Genomic DNA, 19,829 nt, shown 5'->3' on the forward strand with positions numbered 1-19,829 from the left:
TCATCCAGGTGTGCGCCGACGGTAGACGATCGACGCGGCGGCGCGACAGGGGGCGATGTTGCTGCGCGGGGCGCGCCCCGGCGCATACGGTCGACGGTGATGGGCGGTGAGCAGGGGTGGACCCGGAAGGCGCGGCCCCGCCGGCCGGTGCGCACCGGTCTGGTGCTGGGCGCCTCGGCGATGCTGCTGTGCGTGGCCGGGGTGGCCGGGCTGGGCCTGTGGAACGTGCAGGTCGTCACCGGGGCCAGCGGTCCGGTCCGGGAGACCGTCGACGGGTTCTTCCAGGAGGTGTCCACCGGTGACGTGGACCGGGCCTACGACCGGCTCTGCGCGTCGGCGCGGGGCAAGTGGAGCGAGGTCGGCTTCGCCGGCTGGGTGCGGACCCCGCCGATGGTCAGCGGACACGAGATCCTCGACGTGTCGGTGCGCACCAAGGGCGGCCGTCCGGTGGGCGAGGTGACCGTGCGGCTGACCCGTGACGGCGGGGCCGGGGAGCAGCGGACGGTGCCGGTGGTGAAGGAGGACGGCGGCTGGCGGGTCTGCGGTGACCCGTACTGACCCCTACCGCAGGACCGCCTCACCCCACACGGCCGTGTCGCCGCAGGAGCTGGTCTCCATGTTGGTGACCTCCAGCGTCAGCCGTAGCCCGTTGCGGACCCCGATCTCCACCGTGGCGGTCTGTCCGAGGCGCAGGTCACGCTGGAACAGCACCTTGCGGTCGACGAGCACCCGGAAGCGGGTGTGCGCGTCGTCCGGGGCGTCTTCGGCCAGGCCGACGGTGGCCCGGAACCGCGAGTAACGCTTGCCGAGGTTGAACGACTCGTGGTCGTCGTTGGCCGACGAGCAGGTCGAGCCGATGACGCTGCGCGGATGCTCCTTGCCATTGACGGTGGCCGTGCCGTGCCGCCAGCCGAAGCCACCGTCTACGGCTGCCAGGTCGGCCAGCCAGGTCTGCGCCGGGGTGTCGGCCTCCGACGCGCCCGGGGCAGGGCTGCCCGTCGGCGCGCCGGGGGTCGGGCTGCCCGTCACGCTCGTCGTCGGGTCGGCCGAGCGGGGCGCGGTCGTCGTCTGCTGGGCCGGGCCGGCCGGTGGGGAGGGCCGCAGGGCGTACCCGAAGATCCCCGCGCCCACGACCGCGACGGCCAGGCCCACCACCGCCGTGCGGTCGACCGGCTGGCCCAGCCGGCGCACCAGCAGGTAGCTGCCGGCCAGGACGGCGCCCAGGCTGCCCGCCCAGACGATCGGTCTGCCGCCGCCGGCCAGCAGCGCGGCCACCGCCGCCACGTCGGCGATGACGCCGACGCCCTGCGGCAGCAGCCGGGACCGGGACGTGGGCGGGGTGTCGCCCGTCGTCGCCGTCGTCATGCGGAACCCCCTCACCGGTTGACGTCGCGTACCGGACCGGGGCAGTTCTACCAGGATCCGTGCCGCGCCGGGTGCCGCCGCGACGGTCGGATCCGTCGATCGGTAGGACAGCCGGACGCCGGTGTCGGGGATCCGACGTCAGGCGCGCGGGCCGAGGTCTCCGGAACGGTAGTGCCGCCGGCACAGCACCTGGTAGCGCACCTCGGCGGTCTGCACGGTGTCGCCGATGACGACCTGCGCGCCCTCGCGGACCACCCGTCCGCCGACGACCCGGGCGTTGAGCAGCCCTTCCCGCCCGCACCAGCACAGCACCTCGACCTGGATGCGGGCCACCTCGTCGGCCAGTTCGAACAGCCGCTGCGCGGCGGGGAAGAGGCAGGAGCGGAAGTCGGTGGCCAGGCCGAAGGCGTACACGTCGACGTCGTAGCTGTCGACCAGTTCGGCCATCTGCTCGACGTGCTCGACGTTGTAGAAGGACGCCTCGTCGCAGATCAGGTAGTCGACCCGGACCCCCTCGGCCCAGGTGTCGCGGACCAGGGTGCGCAGGTCCAGCGAGTCGGTGACCTCGACGGCGGAGTGGGCCAGCCCGATGCGGCTGGTCACCTGGGGGCCCAGGGAGCGGTCGATGCGGGTGGTGACCAGGCCGCGCCGGCCCTGCCGGGCGTGGTTGTAGTTCATCTGCAGCGCCATCGTGGACTTGCCGCAGTCCATCGGCCCCCAGAAGAACTTCAGCGCGGCGGCGTGCAGTGGTCGTCCGTCGACGCCCCGGGCGGCGGCGCAGCCGGTGAAGCCCTCGTCCGGGCCCGGGAGCGGGCGGGCCAGGCAGGTCGGGGTGGTAGCGGCGGCGTCGTCGGTCACGTCGGGGCAGCCTAGTCGATCGAGGCCGCCCGATCGGGCGGACGCACGCCGCCGCCCTACAGCACCCGCGGTGGGGTGTTGCCGGCGGCGACGATGGCACGCCGGATCGGCACGGCGGCCAGCAGCGCGAAGCCGACCACGAAGAAGATCAGCAGTGAGACCAGGCCCACCCGGTAGGAGGAGGTGAGCTGGAACACCAGGCCGAAGGCGAGCGGCCCGAGCCAGCTGGTGCCCTTGTCGCTGATCTCGTAGAAGCCGTAGTACTCGCCCTCCTTGCCGGCGGGAATGAGCTGGCTGAACAGCGACCGGCTCAGCGCCTGGCTGCCACCGAGGACCAGGCCGATCGCGCCGCCGAGCAGCATGAACGGCAGGGGCGCCTCGGCGGGCAGCCGGAACGCGGCGACGATCACCGCGGTCCACAGCACCAGCGACAGCAGCACCGTCTTCCAGGCGCCGATGCGCCGGGCCAGGGCGCCGAGGGTGAGCGCGCCGCCGAAGGCGAGGAACTGCACCAGCAGGATCGTCACGATCAGGGTGTCCTGCTCCAGCCGCAGTTCCTCGGTGCCGTACTGGCTGGCCAGGGTGATGACGGTCTGGATGCCGTCGTTGTAGACCAGGAAGGCGAGCAGGAAGAACAGCGTCAGCGGGTACGCCTTGATCTCGCGCAGGGTGCGGCCGAGCTGGCGGAACCCGTCGGTGAGCACGTTGCCGCCGCCGCGCAGCGCCTCGGCGGTCGGGTGCTCGCGCAGCCAGCGCAGCGGCACCAGGGTGAACGCCGCCCACCACACGCCGGCCGAGACGATGGACCAGCGGGCCAGGTCCAGGGTGCGTTCCGGGTTGCCGTCCTCGCTGAGCAGGGTGACGGCGACCAGGTTCAACCCCAGCAGCAGGCCGCCGCCGAGGTAGCCGATGGCCCAGCCGCGGCTGGAGATCGCGTCGCGTTCGTCGGGGCCGCCGAGCTGCGGCAGGAACGAGTTGTACACGACCACCGCCGCGCCGAAGGCGATGTTGGCCACGAGGAACAGCGCGCCGCCGAGCAGGTACCGCTCGCCGGTGACGAACAGGAAGCCGATGGTCGCGCCGGCGCCGGTGAACGCGGCGGCGGCCAGCAGCCGCTTCTTGTGCAGCGACCGGTCGGCGACGGCCCCGACGACGGGCAGCACGAAGACGGTGAGGAACACCGACAGGGAGATCAGGTACGGGTAGTAGGAGCCGGCGGCGACCTTGATGCCGAGCGGGTACACGTGGCCGTCGCAGCTGTCGGCGTCGATCGCGCAGCCGGCGGCCAGTTCGGCGACGGTGGTGAGGAAGGGGCCGAGGAAGACCGTGATGACGGTGGTCTGGAAGGCCGAGTTGGCCCAGTCGTAGACGTACCAGCCGGTGCGTTCGCGGCGGGTGCTCGCCGGTGGGGGGTTGTCCACCGCAGGGGTGACGGTCTCGGCCATCGGGGTCCTTTGCCGGGGGTTCAGGCGGCCCAGTGGCCGCGGCTGCGGTAGACGTCGCGCAGCACGCCGACGTGATCGGTCATGATGCCATCCACCCCAAGATCAAGTAAGTCGTGCATCTGGGCGGGTTCGTCGATCGTCCAGACGTGCACCTGCAACCCGAGTCGGTGGCAGTAGGCGAGGAACCGGCGGTCCACCACCGGCACCCGGCCGTAGCGGGGCGGGACCTGCGCGGCGACCACCGACTCCGGCAGCCGCAGCCGCCACCCGTGCAGCGAGGCCAGCCGCAGCCGGGCCACCCCGCGCATGCTCAGGCTGGTGGCCACCCGGCCCCGGGTCAGCGCCCGCAGCCGGACCAGCCGGGCGTCGCTGAACGACGCCAGCAGCACCCGGTCGTCGGCGCCGGCCCGGCTCACCGTGGCCACCGTGGGCGCGACGGCGCCGTCGGCCTTGACGTCGATGTTGAACCGGACCTGCGGCCAGGCGCCCAGGACCTCGTCCAGGCGGGGGACGACCGCCGCGCCGCCGACGCGTACCGAGGCCAGGTCGGCCCAGCGCAGGTCGGCGATGCGCCCCGGCATGCCGGTGACCCGGTGCAGCGTGGCGTCGTGGAAGACGACGGCCACCCCGTCGGCGGTGGCGTGCACGTCGGTCTCCACGTACCGGTAGCCGAGCCCGACCGCCCGGGCGAACGCCTCGGCGGTGTTCTCGTCGCCGTCGGCGGCGCCGCCGCGGTGGGCGAAGGCCAGTGGCCCGGGCGCGTCGAGGTAACCGGATCGGGTCGGCACGGCAGGCAGTATGCCTGGCGTGGGTGGCCGCTGGATGACGGGCCGGTGGTGATCGGACGGCACCACAATCAACTTCCCTATCGTTCCCTGTTGTGGCTTAATGAGGGGCCTATGGGTAACGATATGTATTCGGTCGAGCAGGTGGCCGACCTGCTCGACCTGCACGTGCGCACGGTGCGCGGCTACATCCGCTCGGGTCGGCTGCGCGCGGTGCGCATCGGCAAGCAGTACCGCATCGCCCCGGCCGACCTCGACGCGCTGCTCGGCCGGCCGCAGCCGCCACCGGCCGCGGTGACCACGCTGGAGGTCTCCAGCATCGTGCAGCTCGACGGCGTCGACCGGGCGGCGGCCGACCGGCTGGCCACGCTCGTGCTGGCCGGCGTCAACACCCACCGGGCCGGGGCCGGCCCGCTACGGGTCCAGACCGTTCACGACGAGGAGCGACAGCGCATGAAGATCGTGTTGATCGGTGACGCCCGCGAGACGGCGGAGGTGCTGCACCTGCTCGACGCGGTGCTCACCGACGGCAACGGGCTGCTCGCGGGGGAGGCGCACGGTGGCTGACGTCGTGCAGCAGCGGGCCGGGGTCACCGTGCTGGTGTGCGATCCGGCCGGCCCGCCGGTGGCCACCGCGGCCGACGCGCTGGACCTGATCGGCGCGGCCTTCCTCGGCGCGCAGGTGGTGGCGCTGCCCGCGAGCCGGCTGGACCCCGACTTCTTCTCCCTCGGCACCCGCTTCGCCGGTGAGGTCATGCAGAAGTTCGTCAACTACCGGCTGCGCCTGGCCGTGGTCGGGGACATCTCCGCCCACCTCGCGGCCAGCGCGGCGCTGCGGGCGCTGGTGCACGAGTCGAACCGGGCCGACCACGTGTGGTTCGTCCCCGACCTCGACGCGCTCGACGTCCGGCTGGCCGCCGCGCCCCGCTGAGCGCGGCGGTCGCCGACGTGTCGGCCCGGGCCGGCGCCGCCTGCCCGACCGAGGCGGGTCACCTGCGCCGGATGCCGGCCGGGTCGGTGCGACGGCGGTGGCTCCAGTACAGCTGCCGGTGCGCGCCCATCGGGAAGCTGGGCTGCCAGGGCTTGACCGGACCGGCGAAGTGGAGGATGGCCGCGTCCGTGAGGTTCCCGCCGATACCCGGGTCGAGCCGCCACGCCATCATGTGGTTCCAGCGTTTGGACAGCCGGGTCCAGTTGCCGTACACGGCGTAGTTGAGGGCGTCCTGGTCCGGGAAGCGCGACTCGTGGGCGTGGCGGGCGACGTAGTCGAGGGCCTTGCCGGTGACGTCGAGTTCCTTCCACCGTGGCACGTCGATGAGCAGCACACCGGAGTTGAGGTACGGGGCCTGGGCGTCGAGGTCACGGGACTGGTAGATGCCCGGTAGGCCGCCGGCGTCGATGAGCCGGCGGGTGAACGCGTCGCGTACCGCGCCGACCGGGGTGCCGGCCAGGTCGACGTCGCGCAGTTGCGCCAGCGAGCCGGTGCAGAGCACGTCGGAGTCCAGGTAGAGCAGCCGGTCCACCTCGGGTGGCAGCGCCGGGGGGATCAGCAGCCGCAGGTACATCGCGGGGGAGAGATAGCTCAGATCGGGGTTGCGGGAGCCGGGCAGGCGCATCTGCGGCGGGTCCACCGTCAGGAAGCAGACCGTGGCATCCGGTCCGGCCGCCCGGGCCAGACCGACGCGTGTCCGCTCGGCGACATCGTCACCGGCGACCAGCCAGAACCGCAGCGGGCCGGGCGTCTGCGCGGCCACGCTGGACATCACGACTGCCGCGTGGGGGGCGTAGGTGGCGTCGAAGGCCAGCGCGAAGTCCAGGACTACCACCTCGATCCGGAGGACGATGGCAGTCAATTTACGGCGTTGTACACCGGGCGACAACGCGGCGACGACCGGATAGGGGTCGCTCCCGCCGGGCGTGGCGACCCCGGGGTCAACCGCCCGGCCGGCGGCGGTGCGCGCGGCTGGTGTCCACCGGGCGGCCGGGGTCGACGTGCCGGGGCCGCTCGGGCTCGTCGGGGCGCAGCGGCACCAGCGTGGCGGTGATCGCGTCGATGATCCGGTCGGTGCCCTGCCGGGCCGCCCCGGGCGTGCCGTGGGCCAGGTCGTACAGGTCGATCGGGTCGCCGAAGCGCACCCGGATCACGGGGCGGCGCAGCAGGGACCGGGCGATGCCGCGCAGCAGCCCCTTGGGCGCCCGGTAGGGCAGCACCTCGTGCGAGCCCCACTGGGCGACCGGGATGATCGGGGCGCCGCAGGCCAGGGCGAGGCGGGCGGTGCCGGTCTTGCCGCGTTCGGGCCACATGCCCGGGTCCAACCCGATGCGGCCCTCCGGGTAGACCAGCACGACCGAGCCGGCGGCGACGGCCGCGGCGGCGTCGTCGAGGGCCCGGTGCACGGCGGCGGTGCCCCGGTCGACGCGCAGGTGCCCGGCGTGGCGCATGAGCGTACCGAGCACGGGGGCGCGGAACAGTCCGCCGGTGGCCATGAAGCGGGGCGCGACGCCCCGGGCGCGGCAGGCGGCGCCCAGGACGATCGGGTCGAACGGGCTGATGTGGTTGGCGGCCAGGATCAGCGGCCCGCGGCGCAGGTGCTCCGGCACGTCGCCGGTGACCTCCAGCCGGGCGAGCAGGGCGACGGCGGCGCGGGCGAGGGCCTGGGCGGCGCGCCAGAGCAGCGGCGGCCGCCACGGGGCGGTCAGGGTCTCCATCAGGGGTGGATGGTCGCACGCCCGGGCAACCCGGTGTGGCCGACACCGGGTCCAGCGGCAGAGGTGATCAGGGTCATTGGTCCCGGGTCGACCGGGGCCCCCCGACCCTGCCGCTCCGTCTACGACACGCAGTAGTATCTACTACGTCTCGTAGTATGAAGATCTTGGGGGTTACCGGTGGACGCGTTGGACGTCGCCCGCTGGCAGTTCGGTGTCACCACCGTCTACCACTTCCTTTTCGTGCCACTGACCATCGGCCTGTCGATCCTGGTGGCGATCCTGCAGACCCTGTGGCACCGCACCGGCAACGAGCGGTACCTCAAACTCACCAAGTTCTACGGCAAACTCTTCCTGATCAACTTCGCGATGGGCGTGGTCACCGGCATCGTGCAGGAGTTCCAGTTCGGCATGAACTGGAGCGACTACTCCCGCTTCGTCGGCGACATCTTCGGCGCACCCCTGGCCATCGAGGCCCTCGTCGCGTTCTTCCTGGAGTCGACCTTCATCGGCCTGTGGATCTTCGGCTGGGACCGGCTGCCCAAACGGCTGCACCTGGCCAGCATCTGGGCCGCCGCGATCGGCACCAACCTGTCCGCCTACTTCATCCTCGCCGCGAACTCGTTCATGCAGAACCCCGTCGGCTACCGGATCAACCCCGACACCGGCCGCGCCGAGCTGACCGACTTCCTCGCCGTACTCACCAACAAGGTCGCGCTGATCACCTTCCCGCACACCCTGGCCGGCTCCTTCCTGGTCGCCGGCTCGCTGGTCGTCACCGTCGGGCTCTGGCACGTCATGCGCAACCGCGACAGCGCCGACACCGGCGCCTACCGCTTCGCCACCAAGTTCGGCGCCTGGACCGTCATGGTCTCCACCGCGCTGGTGCTCGTCACCGGCGACATCCAGGGCAAGATCATGACCCAGGTGCAGCCGATGAAGATGGCCGCCGCCGAGGGCCTCTACACCACCGAGAGCCCCGCCTCCTTCTCCGTGCTCACCATCGGCAGCCTCGACGGCAGCCGCGAGGTCTTCGCCATCAAGATCCCGTACCTGCTGTCGTACCTGGGCACCGGCGACCCCGAAGGCACCGTGCACGGCATCAACGACCTGCAGGCCCAGTACGCCAGCCAGTACGGCGCCGGCAGCTACACCCCGATCATCCCGGTCACCTACTGGAGCTTCCGCTTCATGATCGGCTTCGGGCTGGCCGCCGCCGCGATCGCCCTGCTCGTGCTCTGGGCCCAACGCAAGGGCCGCACCCCCACCAGCCGCTGGCTGCTGCGCGCCGGCCTGGTCCTGCCCGTGCTGCCCCTGCTGGCCAACTCCTTCGGCTGGATCTTCACCGAGATGGGCCGCCAACCCTGGATCGTCTTCGGCGAGATGCTCACCCGCGACGGCGTCTCCCGCAGCGTCTCCCTGACCGAGGTGCTCACCTCCTTCACCGCCTTCACCCTCATCTACGCCACCCTCGCCGTCATCGAGTTCAAACTGCTGGTCCGCTACGCCAAGGCCGGCGTCCCCGACCTCACCCCCGACCCCGAACCCGACGACACCGACGACGACGCCGAGCGCCCGCTCGCCTTCGCCTACTGATCCCGGAGCCCATCGTGGAACTGACCACCATCTGGTTTCTCCTCGTCGCCGTGCTCTTCACCGGCTACTTCATCCTCGAAGGCTTCGACTTCGGCGTCGGCATGCTGCTGCCCGTCCTCGGCCGCGACGACCGGGAACGCCGCGTCCTGATCAACACCATCGGCCCGGTCTGGGACGGCAACGAGGTCTGGCTCATCACCGCCGGCGGCGCCATGTTCGCCGCCTTCCCCGAGTGGTACGCCACCCTCTTCTCCGGCTTCTACCTGCCGCTACTGCTGATCCTGCTCGCCCTGATCGCCCGCGGCGTCGCCTTCGAGTACCGGCACAAGCGCCCCGAGGCGTCCTGGAAACGCCGCTGGGACGCGGCCATCTTCTGGGGCTCGCTGCTGCCGGCCATCCTGTGGGGCGTCGCCTTCGCCAACATCCTGCGCGGCGTGCCGCTGGACGCCGACCACGAGTACGTCGGCGGCCTGCTCGACCTGCTGCACCCGTACGCCCTGCTCGGCGGCGTGACCACCGCGGCGCTGTTCCTCACCCACGGCGCGGTGTTCATCGCCCTGAAGACCACCGGCGAGGTCCGCGACCGCGCCGGCGCCCTCGCCGTCAAGCTCGGCCTGGTCGCGGCGGTGGCCGCGGTGGCGTTCCTGACCTGGACGCTGAACATCCGCTCCAGCGCCGCCGCCGTGGTGCTCGCCATCGGCGCGGCCCTGGCCCTGCTCGGCGGCCTCGCCGCCGCCCGCGCCCGCCGCGAGGGATGGGCCTTCACCGGCACCGCCGTCGCGATCGCCCTGGCCGTGGCCACCCTGTTCGCGGCGCTGTTCCCCAACGTGCTGCCCTCGACCCTCGACGCGGCCGGCACGCTGACCGCCACCAACGCCGCCTCCACCCCCTACACCCTCAAGATCATGACCTGGGTGGCGGTGGTGTTCACCCCGATCGTGCTGGCCTACCAGGGCTGGACCTACTGGGTGTTCCGCAAGCGCATCGGGGTAGTGAACATCCCACAACACTGAAGACCTGCGGGGGCGCGGGGCGCGGGGCCGGATGCGAGGGGGTCGCACCGGCCCCGCGGCACGTCCCCACCCCGGGCAAAACCCGCCGCGCCCAACCCGACCGGCGCACTATCGTGGCCCGATGCCCGTCACCGTCCGCGAACTCACCGACGCCGAACTCCCCGACGCCTGGCAACTCGGCCGGCTGGCCTTCGGCTCCGACCCGCAACCCCCACCGGCCGCCACCACCAACCGAGCCGGCATGACCCGCTACGGCGCCTTCGACGACACCGGACGGCTACTCGGCAAAGCCGTCGACCTGCACCACGACCAGTGGTGGGCCGGACGCCCGGTCGCCGCCGCCGACGTCGCCGGGGTCGCCGTCGCCCCCGAGGCCCGCGGCCGGGGCGTCGCCCGCGCCCTGCTGCGCACCCTGCTACACGAGGCCCACGACCGAGGCGCCGCCGTCAGCGCCCTGTTCCCCACCGTCAGCGCCCCCTACCGCGCCTGCGGCTGGGAGATCGCCGGCACCCTGCGCACCGTCGCCCTACCCACCGCCACGCTGCCCCGACACCGACCCGCCACCCACCTGACCGTCCGCGCCGGCAGCCCCGCCGACCTCACCGCCGTCACCGACCTCTACGACCAGGTCGCCCGACACCGCTGCGGCATGCTCACCCGACGCGGCCCCCTGCACCACACCGACGACCTGCCCTACGACGGACTCACCCTCGTCGAGGAGCACGGACGACTCGTCGGCTACGCCGGCTGGAACCGCGGCCGCGGCTACGACCACCGCAGCGTCCTCACCGTCGACGACATCCTGGCCACCACCGCCGACGCCGCCCGCGAACTCGTCGGCGTCCTCGCCAGCTGGCACAGCGTCGCCCCCACCCTGCGCCTGACCCTGCTGCCCGGCGACGCCCTCGCCGCCGCCCTGCCCCTGGAGAACACCCGCGAACACGACCACGACACCTGGATGCACCGCCCCGTCGACGTCACCCGCGCCGTGCGCGACCGCGGCTGGCCACCACACGTACGCGGCACCGTCACCTTCACCCTCGACGACCCGCTCGCCGACTGGAACACCGGCACCTGGCAACTCGACATCGCCGACGGCGCCGCCGACCTGCGCCGCACCGACACCGACGCCGACCTGCACCTGAGCGTGCGCGGCTTCGCCCTGCTCTACACCGGCGCCACCACCGCGTCCGCCGCCGCCCAGGCCGGCCTGCTGCACCACCGCCCCGACGTCGCACCACACGCCCTGGACCTGCTCGCCGCCGGGGGAGCGGCCCACCTGCACGACTACTTCTGACCGCCCCCGTGTGCCGTGGCGGCCCCCGCCACGGCACACGGGCCGACGATCAACGAGCGTCGCGCAATTCCGCCAACCGTGCCTCGATCTCGGCCAACTCCGCGCGCAGCTTCTCCGCCTGCTGCTCCGCCTCCGCCCGCTCCGCGGCCAGGATCTGCTCCACCGCCTCCTGCACCCCCGGCACGTCCACCAGCGCCACCATCCGCAACGCCTCCGCCGGCTTCACCACGTACGGCTTCGCCAGCGCCTTCGCGCCCTGCTGCGCCGCCACCGTCCACTCACCCTCGGCATAGGCCAGCGTGACCGTCAGACCCGCCGGAGACTTCGGCCGCGCCGCCTTCACCGCCCGCCGCGCCGCCGGCTTCCCCTCCACCTGCTGCTCCACCTTCGGCTCCTCCCGCCGCGGCGCCGGCACCCGCGGCGTGTCCAACACGAACTCCGGCTCCGCCACCGGCTGCTCGACCGCCGGCTCCGACTTCGGCTCCGCCACCGGCCTACGCCCGGCGCCCTTCGGCGCGATCGCCACGTCACCGGGGGAGAACGGCAACTCGTCACGGCCGAACCGCACCACCACGAACTCGTCGGACACCGCCGGGTCGGTCAGCTCCACCACCTGACCCACCTGCCCGGCCACCTGCCCCGCCGACGCCGTGAACACCACCTTGGGCCTGCGACCCGCCGCCAACGCCTCCCGGATGCCCCGCACCTCGTCATCGGACAAACCCTGGCCCGCCATCACAGCCCTCTTTCGCACACGTGTCTGATTCCGCCCTTGATACCAGCCGCCACCGACAGAGAAAAGATCAACCCCCGAGCGCCCGCAACGCCTGATCCGCGTGCGCGTTCATGTCCAGCTCACTGTGGACCACCGCCAGCACCCGCCGATCCTGACCGATCACGAACGTCATCCGCCGCGTGCTCAACGCCCCCAACGGCAACCGCCGCCGCACCCCGAACGCCGCCGCCACCCGCCCGTCGACATCCGACAACAGCGGATAGTCGAACCCGTGCCGCCGGGAGAACGCCGCCTGCCGCCCCACCGAGTCCCGACTGATCCCCACCCGCTGCGCGCCCACCGCCGCGAACTCCGCCGCCAGATCCCGGAAGTGACAACTCTGCGCCGTACACCCCCGCGTCATCGCCGCCGGATAGAAGAACACCACCACCGGACCCGCCGCCAGGAACTCCGACAACCGACGCGGCGCACCCGTCTCGTCCGGCAACTCGAAATCCTCGACCACGTCACCGACACCGACACCACCCACCACACACCTCCACCTCGCCACGCACCGACGCCGAGAGCCTAGGTCACCCCCACACCGCCGCCACCTCACCGGCAACCGACGCCGCCTGCGCCCACCCCGCCCGCGCCGCCGCCGCCCGCCGCGCCGGATCCAGCACGTTACGCCCGATCGCCGCCCGCGCCACCCGGTCCGGCGACACCACCACCACCCGCGCCCCCGCCGCCCGCAACGCCGCCACCTGCGCCGACACCCGCGGCATCGGCCCGAAAGCCGCCGTCGTCGGCGCCAACACCACCACCCGCCGCGCCCCCACCGCCAGATCCGCGTTCACCGCCGACCGCACCCCACCGTCGACGAACCGACGACCCCCGATCGTCACCGGCGGCCACACCCCCGGCACCGCACAACTCGCCCCCACCGCATCCACCAACGACACCCCACTGTCCGCGTCGAACACCACGAACTCACCCGACGCCGCGTCCACCGCCGTCACCAGCAACCGCCGCGCCGGCCACCGCCGCACCGGCAACCGCGCCTCGATCACCGCCCGCCGCGCCGCCTCCGACCCGGTACGCGCCGCCACCGCCATCGCCCCGATCCGCGCCCGCGCCCGCACCGCGTCCCGGCCACGCCCACCCGCCCACACCAGACGCGCCACCACCGCCACCGAGAACCGCGCCGCCACCTCACCCTCCGGCGGCGCCAACTGCGCCTCGTACCCCTCCCGGACACCCCGCCCCGCACACCACTGCGCCCCCACCACCGACCCCGCCGAGGTCCCCACCACCAGATCCGCCCCGGCCAACTCCACACCCCGGCGCGCCAACCCCGCCAGCAGCCCCCACTCCCAGGCCACCCCGGTCACCCCGCCACCACCGAGCACCACCGCCCGCTCCACCCGCCACCTCCACCACGACGACGGCGGGGGCGCCGACATCGACGCCCCCACCTCACCTCAACGACCCCGCCGGCTCTGACACGGTACGCAGAACCGCGCGTGCGGCAGCACCTCCAACCGCTCCCGCGACATCGGCGCGGCACACCCCTCACACACCCCGTACCGGCCCTCCGCCAGCCGCGTCAACGCCCCGGTGACCTGCTCCAGCCCACGCCGGGTCGCCGCCACCAGCGCCGCCTGCGTGTCCACCTCACCCGGATCGCCGGTGTCCGCCGTCAGCTGCGTCAACCGCGCCGTCTGCTCCTCGAACTGCGCCGTCAGCGCCGCCCGCACACCACGCAACCAACGGTCGTCGGTGACATCGACATCAGTGCCCATCATCGTCTCCTGAAAAAGAAAAAGGGCCGAAGCTCGTAAGCTCCGCCCTGGGTGGCTGATCGTGGAAGACGAACACCACCGGCGGGCCCCGACCCGCCGGCACCGGACGGGGCTGCCCACCGGCCACCCGCGCCGCGCACCGGCCCCCGGCCACCCGCGCACCCGAGCGCCCGGTCACCCCGCCACGCACGGCAGAGCCCGCCGCCACCGAGGTGACGACGGCGCACACCACCGCCTGGCCGACCGGACCCATGCCCGACACCATAGGCCCGCGCCCACCGGAAACCAACCACGATCCACCACCGGCCCGCCACGGTAAGGTCACCCGCGACCACCAGGGCAGGGGAGAGGTCCATTGAATCCGGTCACCGTCATCACCGGCGGCAGCCGCGGCATCGGCGCCGCCACCGCCCGCCGCCTCGCCGCCGACGGCCACCACGTCGCCATCGGCTACCGCCGCGACCACCAGGCCGCCGCACAGGTCGTCGCCGACATCCGCGCCCACGGCCGCCAGGCCGTCGCCGTACCCGCCGACACCACCGACCCCGAGCAGATCCAACGCCTCTTCGACGCCGCCGCCGACCTCGGCCCCGTCACCGCACTGGTCAACAACGCCGGCGTCACCAGCCCCATCGGCGCCTTCACCGACCTGCGCGCCGACGACCTGCGCCACGTCGTCGACGTCAACCTCATCGGCTACGTCCTCTGCGCCCAACAGGCCGCCCGCCGACTCACCCGCGGCGGCGCCATCGTCAACATCTCCTCCGCCGCCGCCACCCTCGGCAGCCCCGGCGAATACATCCACTACGCCGCCGTCAAGGCCGCCACCGACACCCTCACCGTCGGCCTGGCCAAGGAACTCGCCCCACACGGCATCCGCGTCAACGCCGTCGCCCCCGGCATCATCCGCACCGACATCCACACCCTCTCCGGCGTGCCCGACCGGGCCGACTCCGCCGCCGGCCGCGTCCCCCTCGGCCGCGCCGGCGAACCCGACGAGGTCGCCGCAGCCGTCGCCTGGCTGCTCGGCCCCGACGCCTCCTACACCACCGGCGCGGTCCTGCGCGTCGCCGGCGGCCTCTGAGCCACCACCCTCAGGACCGGCCGAGGCCACCGTCGGGCAGCACGAACCGCCAGCGCCGGGCCCGCAACACCGGCACGACCCGCGCCACCGCCTCGACCGTCTGACTCCGATCACCACCCCCGTCGTGCAGCAGCACCACCGCACCCGGCGTCACCCCGTCACACAGCCGACGCACCAGCTCGTCCACCCCGGGCGGCTCCCAGTCGGTCACCGCCAGCCGCCAACCCACCGACGCCATCCCCAACCCCGCCGCCACCACCGGCGTGCCACCCCACGCGCCGTACGGCGCACGGAACCAGGGGACAGCAGCATCCGGAACGGCCCGCGCGATCGCGGCCCGCGTCTCCCGCAGATCCGCCTCGACCCGCGCGGCCGGCCACCGCGCCATGTCGTCGTGGCGCGTCGAATGGTTGCCCAGCACGTGCCCGGCCCCGACGATGCGCCGCACCACCTCCGGATACCGATCGACCTGCTCACCGTTGACGAAGAACACCGCCGGCACCGCGTGCGCGTCCAGCACGTCGAGCAGGCGGGGCGTGTGCACCGGATCCGGACCGTCGTCGAAGGTCAGGGCGACCCGTTTGCCCCGCCCCGGCACCGTGTCGACGATCCGGACCTTCGCCGCCGCCGTGCCGGCACGGCGACGCGGACCACGCGGGGGAGCGGTGGAGGACATCGGCGGACCTTCCCGAACGGGGGACGGGCCCGATCCCGCCCCGGAACGACAGAGGGACGCCCCGGGCCGGGATCCGACCCGGGGCGCCGACTACCGGGCGACGCCTAGCGGCGCGGACGGTGCGTGGCGCGGGGCAGCACGTACGGCGGACCGGCGAAGATCAGATCCGCCTTGACCTCCTGGTACGCCCGCTTCGGCCGGTACTGCTCGTCGTAGAGGGTGGCCAGACCCTCCGGCGGGTCGTCGAACCAGCCCGGCACCCACGAGTGCCGGTCGGAGAAACCCCACACCGTGTACGACAGGCAGTGCCGATCGGCCAGACACGCCTTCAGCAGCACGCTGAAGTTCGACGCGGACGCCTGCAACCGGGGATTGATCTCCTCGGAGTCACCCGCCTGCACACCCTCGGTGAGCCGGCTGCGCACGTCGACCTCGGTGAAGGCCGTGGCCAGGCCCAACGCGGAGAACCGCTTCAACGCGGCGGCGACCTGGAAGGTGTCGAAGTTGCCGTACTGGGTGCCGAGGTGCCCCTGACTGCCGACACCGTCGATCGGCACACCCTCGGCCAGCAGCCGCTTCGCCATGTCGTACACGAACTGGGTCTTGTCGTTCGCGGGATCACCCGAGCCGAACGCCTCGATGTTGTAGTCGTTGTAGAACAGCAGGGCCTTCGGATCGGCGGCACGGGCCCAGCGGAACGCGTCAGCGATGTACCCGGGCCCCAGGTGCTGGGCCCAGAAGCCCTTGTAGTGCAGGGTGGACGGAGTGTCCCAGGGGTCGCTGACGGCCTCGTTGACCACGTCCCACTGCCAGATCCTGCCCCGGTACCGGCTCACCACCGTGGTGATGTGCTCGCGCAGCAGCTCACGCAACTCCTCACGGCTGATCGACCCGTCGGCCACGCCACTGGTCAACCAGCCCGGCAACTGGTTGTGCCAGACCAGCACGTGCCCACGTACCCGCTGGTCGTTACGCCGGGCGAAGTCGACGAACGCGTCGGCCGGCCCCCAGTCGTAGCTGCCCCGGGTGGGCTCCAGGCTCTCCCACTTCATCACGTTCTCGGCGGTCACCGACGAGAACTCCGAAGCGGCGAGCTCGCGGTAGCGCGGATCGGCCGGATCGGCGAGGGCGTCCATGTCGACCGCCGTACCGATGTGCAGGCCGTGGCGCTGCCCGAGCGCGCCGAGGCTCTGCGCGGTCGGGTCGTAGGGGCGGCCGGCCGTGGCCGGCACCGTGTTCAGCATCGCGGCGGTCGCGACGGCGACCGCGGCGACGGCTGTCCACCGTCTCAGCTTCATCTCGTGTCCTTCCGGAGTGGACCACCACGCGGTGTCCGGGAGAGGTGGGGACTCCACGACGCCGCGTGGTGGTGCCGTGCGCGGGGGAATGCCGGCGTACGTGCCCGCCCGGGTGCAGGGCCGCGAACGCCGCCGATAGTTCCGGATCGACTTCCGTAACTTGACCGAAACGTTAGGAGCGGAGATCCCGGCCGGTCAACCACAAAGATTTCCGGAAATTGCTGAGGTGCCGCTGATCAGCGCGCCGACTGTGCGACCGTCGCCCCGGCGGCCCGGTCCTGAAAGTTTCGGCAGTGGGCTTCCAGGGTGGGCGAGCTGGTCGGGTGTCATTCCTGCAGGCGTCGGGAGTTTCGGTCGACGCGACCGATGCGGCCTGCCGCGTGGAGGGCTGCCGCACCGGCCCCGGCCGGGGCAGCGTCGGACGCGGGTGCGCAGGTCCAGCGAGTCGGTGCTGGCCCTGGGTGGTCACGTGGATCGCCGAGCCAGTAGGGCGCGTCGAGGGCGGCGGCGTTCGAGGTCAGAGCATCCGGCCCAGCGGCGCAGGCTGGGGGCTCACGCTCGCTGGAGCCCCTTCCGGCGGACTGCGCGCCGGTTCGATAATGCACATTATGTCAAGTAGGGCCTGGGCGCCCTCCCCGGGAGTGGGCATCCGTTCGCACGCCGGCGTGACGGCCAAGCCTCGCCAGGGCCGGCCGACCGGTTGCCGGTCACGCAGCCGAGCAGCGGCCAGCGCCTGCCGGCACCGCGACGGGCGCATGCTTCGAGACGCCCGGCCCGCTGCGGCTCTGGCTGGTCGCCGGTGACGATGTCGCCGAGCGGACACGCGTCGGTCTGGCCCGGGCGGCCGGACCGGACGCCAGGGTCTGCTTCCTGCAGCTGCGCATCCGGGCCGCTCCACGACGGCTGATCGACACCGGCCGACGCCGAGGTGACACTGCGCCTGGGCGCGCTTCCCAGACACGGGCGACTCCCCGGGCGTCGTGTCGCTGGGGTGTCACGCCATGGCGCATGCGGCTCAGCGCGGTCGCTGTTCCCCGGACCCGGCCTCGAAACGATTCCGGCCCTCTCCCCGACCCGCCCGGCTCGACGGGAAAGCGAATTTCCTGCATAATATCCCTTATGCATGACAAACGGGACGAATCGGTCGCACGGCTCATCGAGGAGTTCCTGACCGCGCGGGCCACCCGCAAGCCCTCCCCGCACACGCTGGAGGCGTACCGGCGGGACCTGCGCACCGTCGCGGCGCTGGTGGGCGAGGACGCCACCCCTCCCCTCCCCCTCGACCAGCTCATGATCTCCACCCTCTCCCCCCGGGTCATGCGTGCGGCGTTCGCCCGGTTCGCCGCTCCCCGGGCCGCGGCGTCGGTGCACCGGGCGTGGTCGAGCTGGAACGCGTTCTTCACCTTCCTGGTGGCCGAGGGGGTGGTGGCCGGCAATCCGATGCCGGCGGTGGGCCGCCCGCGTGCCCCGCTCCCCCAGCCCAAGCCGCTGCGCGGCGACGACACCCCGGAGGAACTGCTGGCCTCGGTGGCGCGCAAGGACGCCCGGCAGCGTGATCCGTGGCCGGAGCGGGACGTGGCGGTGGTGGCGTTGGCGCTGTGCGCGGGGTTACGCCTGTCGGAGCTGCTGGCGTTGCGGGTGTCGTCGGTGGGTGGCCGGGCCGGTGAGCGGCGGGTGGACGTGGCGGGCAAGGGTGGCCGGCCGCGGGTGGTGCCGATCGAGCCGGAGTTGGACCGGGTGCTGGCGGCCTATCTGGACAGCCGGGCGCGACGGTTCGGGGCGCGCAGCGTACGGCCGGATTCGCCGCTGTTGGTGGATCGGCGTGGTGAGCCGCTGCGCCGGGGTGGTCTGCAGTACCTGGTGGACTCCTGTTACCGGCGGGCGGGCATCGGTGACCGGGTGCCCCGGGGGGCACGGTTGCACGCGTTGCGGCACACGTTCGCGACGCGGTTGGCGGAGGACGGGGCGAGCGCGGCGGAGATCATGCGGTTGCTGGGGCATGCGTCGTTGGCGTCGTCGCAGACGTACATCGAGGTGACGGCGGGTCAGCAGCGGGCGGCGGTGCGGTCGAACCGGACGCACCGGGTGTTGTCGGGGCTGTTGACGCCGGCTGCGGAGTCGTGAGCGCGGCGGGCGGTGGTCGGGCCGAGGGGGTCGCCGTCGTGGCGCGGGCGGTGTGGCAGGCTTGCCGGTGGTACGCGACTGGCGGCACGGGGATGGGTGAACCATCGGGGAGCTCGTCGCGGGGGTCGACCGCCTGGGCCTCCGTGGGCGGGGTGAGCCATGTCCGTTTCCTCTTCTTCTCCGACCGGCTCGGCTCGGCTGCTGCCGGGTGGGCCGGTGGCGGAGCGTGTCCTGGCCGAGGTGGCCGAGGGTGTGGCGGCGCTGCGGGCGGCCGGGGTGACGCCGTCGTTGGCGACGGTGCTGGTCGGTGACGACGACGCGAGCGCGGGGTACATCCGGATCAAGCAGCGGCAGGCGGCGGAGTTGGGTTTCGCGTCGCCGCACGTGCATCTGCCGGCGTCGGCGTCGCAGGCGGATCTGCACGCGGTGTTGGCGGATTTCAACGCCGATGCGGGGGTGCACGGGGTGCTGGTGCAGCATCCGATTCCTGGGCATCTGGACTACGACCGGGCGTTGCAGGTGCTGGATCCGGACAAGGACGTGGACGGGATGCATCCGGTGAACATGGGCCGGTTGGCGTTGGGGTTGCCGGGTCCGTTGCCGTGTACGCCGGCGGGGATCGAGGCGTTGCTGGCGTACCACGGGGTGCCGGTGGCGAGTCGTGAGGTGGTGGTGCTGGGTCGGGGGGCGACGTTGGGGCGGCCGTTGGCGATGTTGTTGGCGCAGAAGCGGGCGACGGCGAACGCGGCGGTGACGGTGGTGCACACCGGGGTGGCGGACTGGCCGCGGTACACGCGGCGGGCGGAGATCCTGGTGGCGGCGGCCGGGGTGCCGGGGATCGTGCGGCCGGAGCACGTGCGTCCGGGTGCGGTGGTCGTCGGTGGTGGGGTGCGGTACGAGGGGCGGCGGTTGCTGCCGGACGTGGACGAGTCGTGTGCGCGGGTGGCGGGGGCGATCACGCCGAGGGTCGGTGGGGTGGGTCCGACGACGGTGGCGATGTTGTTCCGTAACGCGTTGCGGGCGGCGCGGGGTCGGTCCTGAATCAGGTCTTTCTTCGGATGT

Annotated in this window: 21 protein-coding genes and 1 riboswitch; of the genes, 9 read left to right on the top strand and 12 right to left on the bottom strand. The window is 72.8% G+C overall.

What is annotated here, in order from left to right; all coding sequences use genetic code 11:
- Positions 1-99: 99 nt before the first annotated feature.
- Complete coding sequence (locus tag GA0070614_RS00935) at positions 100-558, top strand: Rv0361 family membrane protein (protein ID WP_088974198.1); 459 nt, start codon at positions 100-102, stop codon at positions 556-558.
- A gap of 3 nt (positions 559-561) precedes the next feature.
- On the opposite strand, the gene GA0070614_RS00940 is transcribed toward GA0070614_RS00935, so the two are convergent.
- From GA0070614_RS00940 to GA0070614_RS00955, 4 genes are all read right to left on the bottom strand, one after another.
- A complete protein-coding gene (locus tag GA0070614_RS00940) occupies positions 562-1,365 on the bottom strand; it encodes an NPCBM/NEW2 domain-containing protein (protein ID WP_088974199.1) in 804 nt (267 codons plus the stop codon).
- A 138-nt stretch (positions 1,366-1,503) separates the two neighbouring features.
- Positions 1,504-2,223 carry a thymidine kinase gene (locus tag GA0070614_RS00945; protein ID WP_088974200.1) on the bottom strand — a complete coding sequence of 240 codons (720 nt, stop codon included), beginning with the start codon at positions 2,221-2,223 and terminating at the stop codon, positions 1,504-1,506.
- A gap of 56 nt (positions 2,224-2,279) precedes the next feature.
- Positions 2,280-3,668: an MFS transporter gene (locus tag GA0070614_RS00950; protein ID WP_088974201.1), complete on the bottom strand. Its 1,389-nt coding sequence runs from the start codon at positions 3,666-3,668 to the stop codon at positions 2,280-2,282.
- A 20-nt stretch (positions 3,669-3,688) separates the two neighbouring features.
- The gene (locus tag GA0070614_RS00955) at positions 3,689-4,456 is read right to left on the bottom strand and encodes a glycerophosphodiester phosphodiesterase (protein WP_088974202.1); all 768 of its coding nucleotides are present in this window, start codon (positions 4,454-4,456) and stop codon (positions 3,689-3,691) included.
- A gap of 111 nt (positions 4,457-4,567) precedes the next feature.
- Between GA0070614_RS00955 and GA0070614_RS00960 the strand changes: the two genes are divergently transcribed.
- Together GA0070614_RS00960 and GA0070614_RS00965 are read left to right on the top strand one after the other, a co-directional pair.
- Positions 4,568-5,020 (top strand): helix-turn-helix domain-containing protein, encoded by a 453-nt coding sequence (locus tag GA0070614_RS00960; RefSeq protein ID WP_231933464.1) that lies wholly within the window; start codon positions 4,568-4,570, stop codon positions 5,018-5,020.
- Positions 5,013-5,384 carry a DUF4180 domain-containing protein gene (locus GA0070614_RS00965; RefSeq protein ID WP_088974204.1) on the top strand — a complete coding sequence of 124 codons (372 nt, stop codon included), beginning with the start codon at positions 5,013-5,015 and terminating at the stop codon, positions 5,382-5,384. Before GA0070614_RS00960 ends, GA0070614_RS00965 begins: the two co-directional genes overlap by 8 nt.
- Before the next feature lie 58 nt (positions 5,385-5,442).
- Here the strand turns inward: GA0070614_RS00965 and GA0070614_RS00970 are convergent, their stop codons facing one another.
- Positions 5,443-6,306: a glycosyltransferase family 8 protein gene (locus GA0070614_RS00970; protein ID WP_088974205.1), complete on the bottom strand. Its 864-nt coding sequence runs from the start codon at positions 6,304-6,306 to the stop codon at positions 5,443-5,445.
- A 79-nt stretch (positions 6,307-6,385) separates the two neighbouring features.
- Complete coding sequence (locus GA0070614_RS00975; protein ID WP_088974206.1) at positions 6,386-7,162, bottom strand: lysophospholipid acyltransferase family protein; 777 nt, start codon at positions 7,160-7,162, stop codon at positions 6,386-6,388.
- Between the two features lie 177 nt (positions 7,163-7,339).
- On the opposite strand from GA0070614_RS00975, the gene GA0070614_RS00980 reads away from it, so the two are divergent.
- The 3 genes from GA0070614_RS00980 to GA0070614_RS00990 all read left to right on the top strand — a co-directional run bounded on the left by GA0070614_RS00980 (position 7,340) and on the right by GA0070614_RS00990 (position 11,065).
- The gene (locus GA0070614_RS00980) at positions 7,340-8,755 is read left to right on the top strand and encodes a cytochrome ubiquinol oxidase subunit I (RefSeq protein ID WP_088974207.1); all 1,416 of its coding nucleotides are present in this window, start codon (positions 7,340-7,342) and stop codon (positions 8,753-8,755) included.
- Between the two features lie 14 nt (positions 8,756-8,769).
- Positions 8,770-9,768, top strand: a complete 999-nt coding sequence (gene cydB, locus GA0070614_RS00985; protein ID WP_088974208.1) for a cytochrome d ubiquinol oxidase subunit II — start codon at positions 8,770-8,772, stop codon at positions 9,766-9,768.
- A 121-nt stretch (positions 9,769-9,889) separates the two neighbouring features.
- Entirely contained in the window at positions 9,890-11,065 is a 1,176-nt protein-coding gene (locus GA0070614_RS00990) for a GNAT family N-acetyltransferase (protein ID WP_088974209.1), read from the top strand.
- A 49-nt stretch (positions 11,066-11,114) separates the two neighbouring features.
- Here the strand turns inward: GA0070614_RS00990 and GA0070614_RS00995 are convergent, their stop codons facing one another.
- From GA0070614_RS00995 to GA0070614_RS01010, 4 genes are all read right to left on the bottom strand, one after another.
- Positions 11,115-11,801 carry a hypothetical protein gene (locus GA0070614_RS00995; RefSeq protein ID WP_088979121.1) on the bottom strand — a complete coding sequence of 229 codons (687 nt, stop codon included), beginning with the start codon at positions 11,799-11,801 and terminating at the stop codon, positions 11,115-11,117.
- 67 nt (positions 11,802-11,868) lie between these two features.
- Complete coding sequence (locus GA0070614_RS01000) at positions 11,869-12,333, bottom strand: peroxiredoxin (RefSeq protein WP_172892342.1); 465 nt, start codon at positions 12,331-12,333, stop codon at positions 11,869-11,871.
- A 40-nt stretch (positions 12,334-12,373) separates the two neighbouring features.
- Positions 12,374-13,207 carry a patatin-like phospholipase family protein gene (locus tag GA0070614_RS01005; RefSeq protein ID WP_088974211.1) on the bottom strand — a complete coding sequence of 278 codons (834 nt, stop codon included), beginning with the start codon at positions 13,205-13,207 and terminating at the stop codon, positions 12,374-12,376.
- 57 nt (positions 13,208-13,264) lie between these two features.
- A complete protein-coding gene (locus GA0070614_RS01010; RefSeq protein WP_088979122.1) occupies positions 13,265-13,585 on the bottom strand; it encodes a TraR/DksA family transcriptional regulator in 321 nt (106 codons plus the stop codon).
- Between the two features lie 355 nt (positions 13,586-13,940).
- Between GA0070614_RS01010 and GA0070614_RS01015 the strand changes: the two genes are divergently transcribed.
- Positions 13,941-14,669 carry an SDR family NAD(P)-dependent oxidoreductase gene (locus GA0070614_RS01015; RefSeq protein WP_088974212.1) on the top strand — a complete coding sequence of 243 codons (729 nt, stop codon included), beginning with the start codon at positions 13,941-13,943 and terminating at the stop codon, positions 14,667-14,669.
- 10 nt (positions 14,670-14,679) lie between these two features.
- On the opposite strand, the gene GA0070614_RS01020 is transcribed toward GA0070614_RS01015, so the two are convergent.
- Both GA0070614_RS01020 and GA0070614_RS01025 read right to left on the bottom strand, forming a co-directional pair.
- Complete coding sequence (locus GA0070614_RS01020) at positions 14,680-15,345, bottom strand: polysaccharide deacetylase family protein (protein WP_088974213.1); 666 nt, start codon at positions 15,343-15,345, stop codon at positions 14,680-14,682.
- Positions 15,346-15,449: 104 nt separating this feature from the next.
- Positions 15,450-16,643, bottom strand: a complete 1,194-nt coding sequence (locus tag GA0070614_RS01025) for an endo-1,4-beta-xylanase (RefSeq protein WP_088974214.1) — start codon at positions 16,641-16,643, stop codon at positions 15,450-15,452.
- A 1,119-nt stretch (positions 16,644-17,762) separates the two neighbouring features.
- On the opposite strand from GA0070614_RS01025, the gene GA0070614_RS01030 reads away from it, so the two are divergent.
- Positions 17,763-18,767: a tyrosine-type recombinase/integrase gene (locus tag GA0070614_RS01030; protein WP_088974215.1), complete on the top strand. Its 1,005-nt coding sequence runs from the start codon at positions 17,763-17,765 to the stop codon at positions 18,765-18,767.
- A 64-nt stretch (positions 18,768-18,831) separates the two neighbouring features.
- Positions 18,832-18,913: riboswitch (ZMP/ZTP riboswitch) on the top strand.
- A gap of 13 nt (positions 18,914-18,926) precedes the next feature.
- Complete coding sequence (locus tag GA0070614_RS01035) at positions 18,927-19,808, top strand: bifunctional 5,10-methylenetetrahydrofolate dehydrogenase/5,10-methenyltetrahydrofolate cyclohydrolase (protein WP_088974216.1); 882 nt, start codon at positions 18,927-18,929, stop codon at positions 19,806-19,808.
- Positions 19,809-19,829 lie beyond the last annotated feature (21 nt).

It is taken from the genome of Micromonospora coxensis (genome assembly GCF_900090295.1).
GTDB classification, from domain to species: Bacteria; Actinomycetota; Actinomycetes; order Mycobacteriales; family Micromonosporaceae; genus Micromonospora; species Micromonospora coxensis.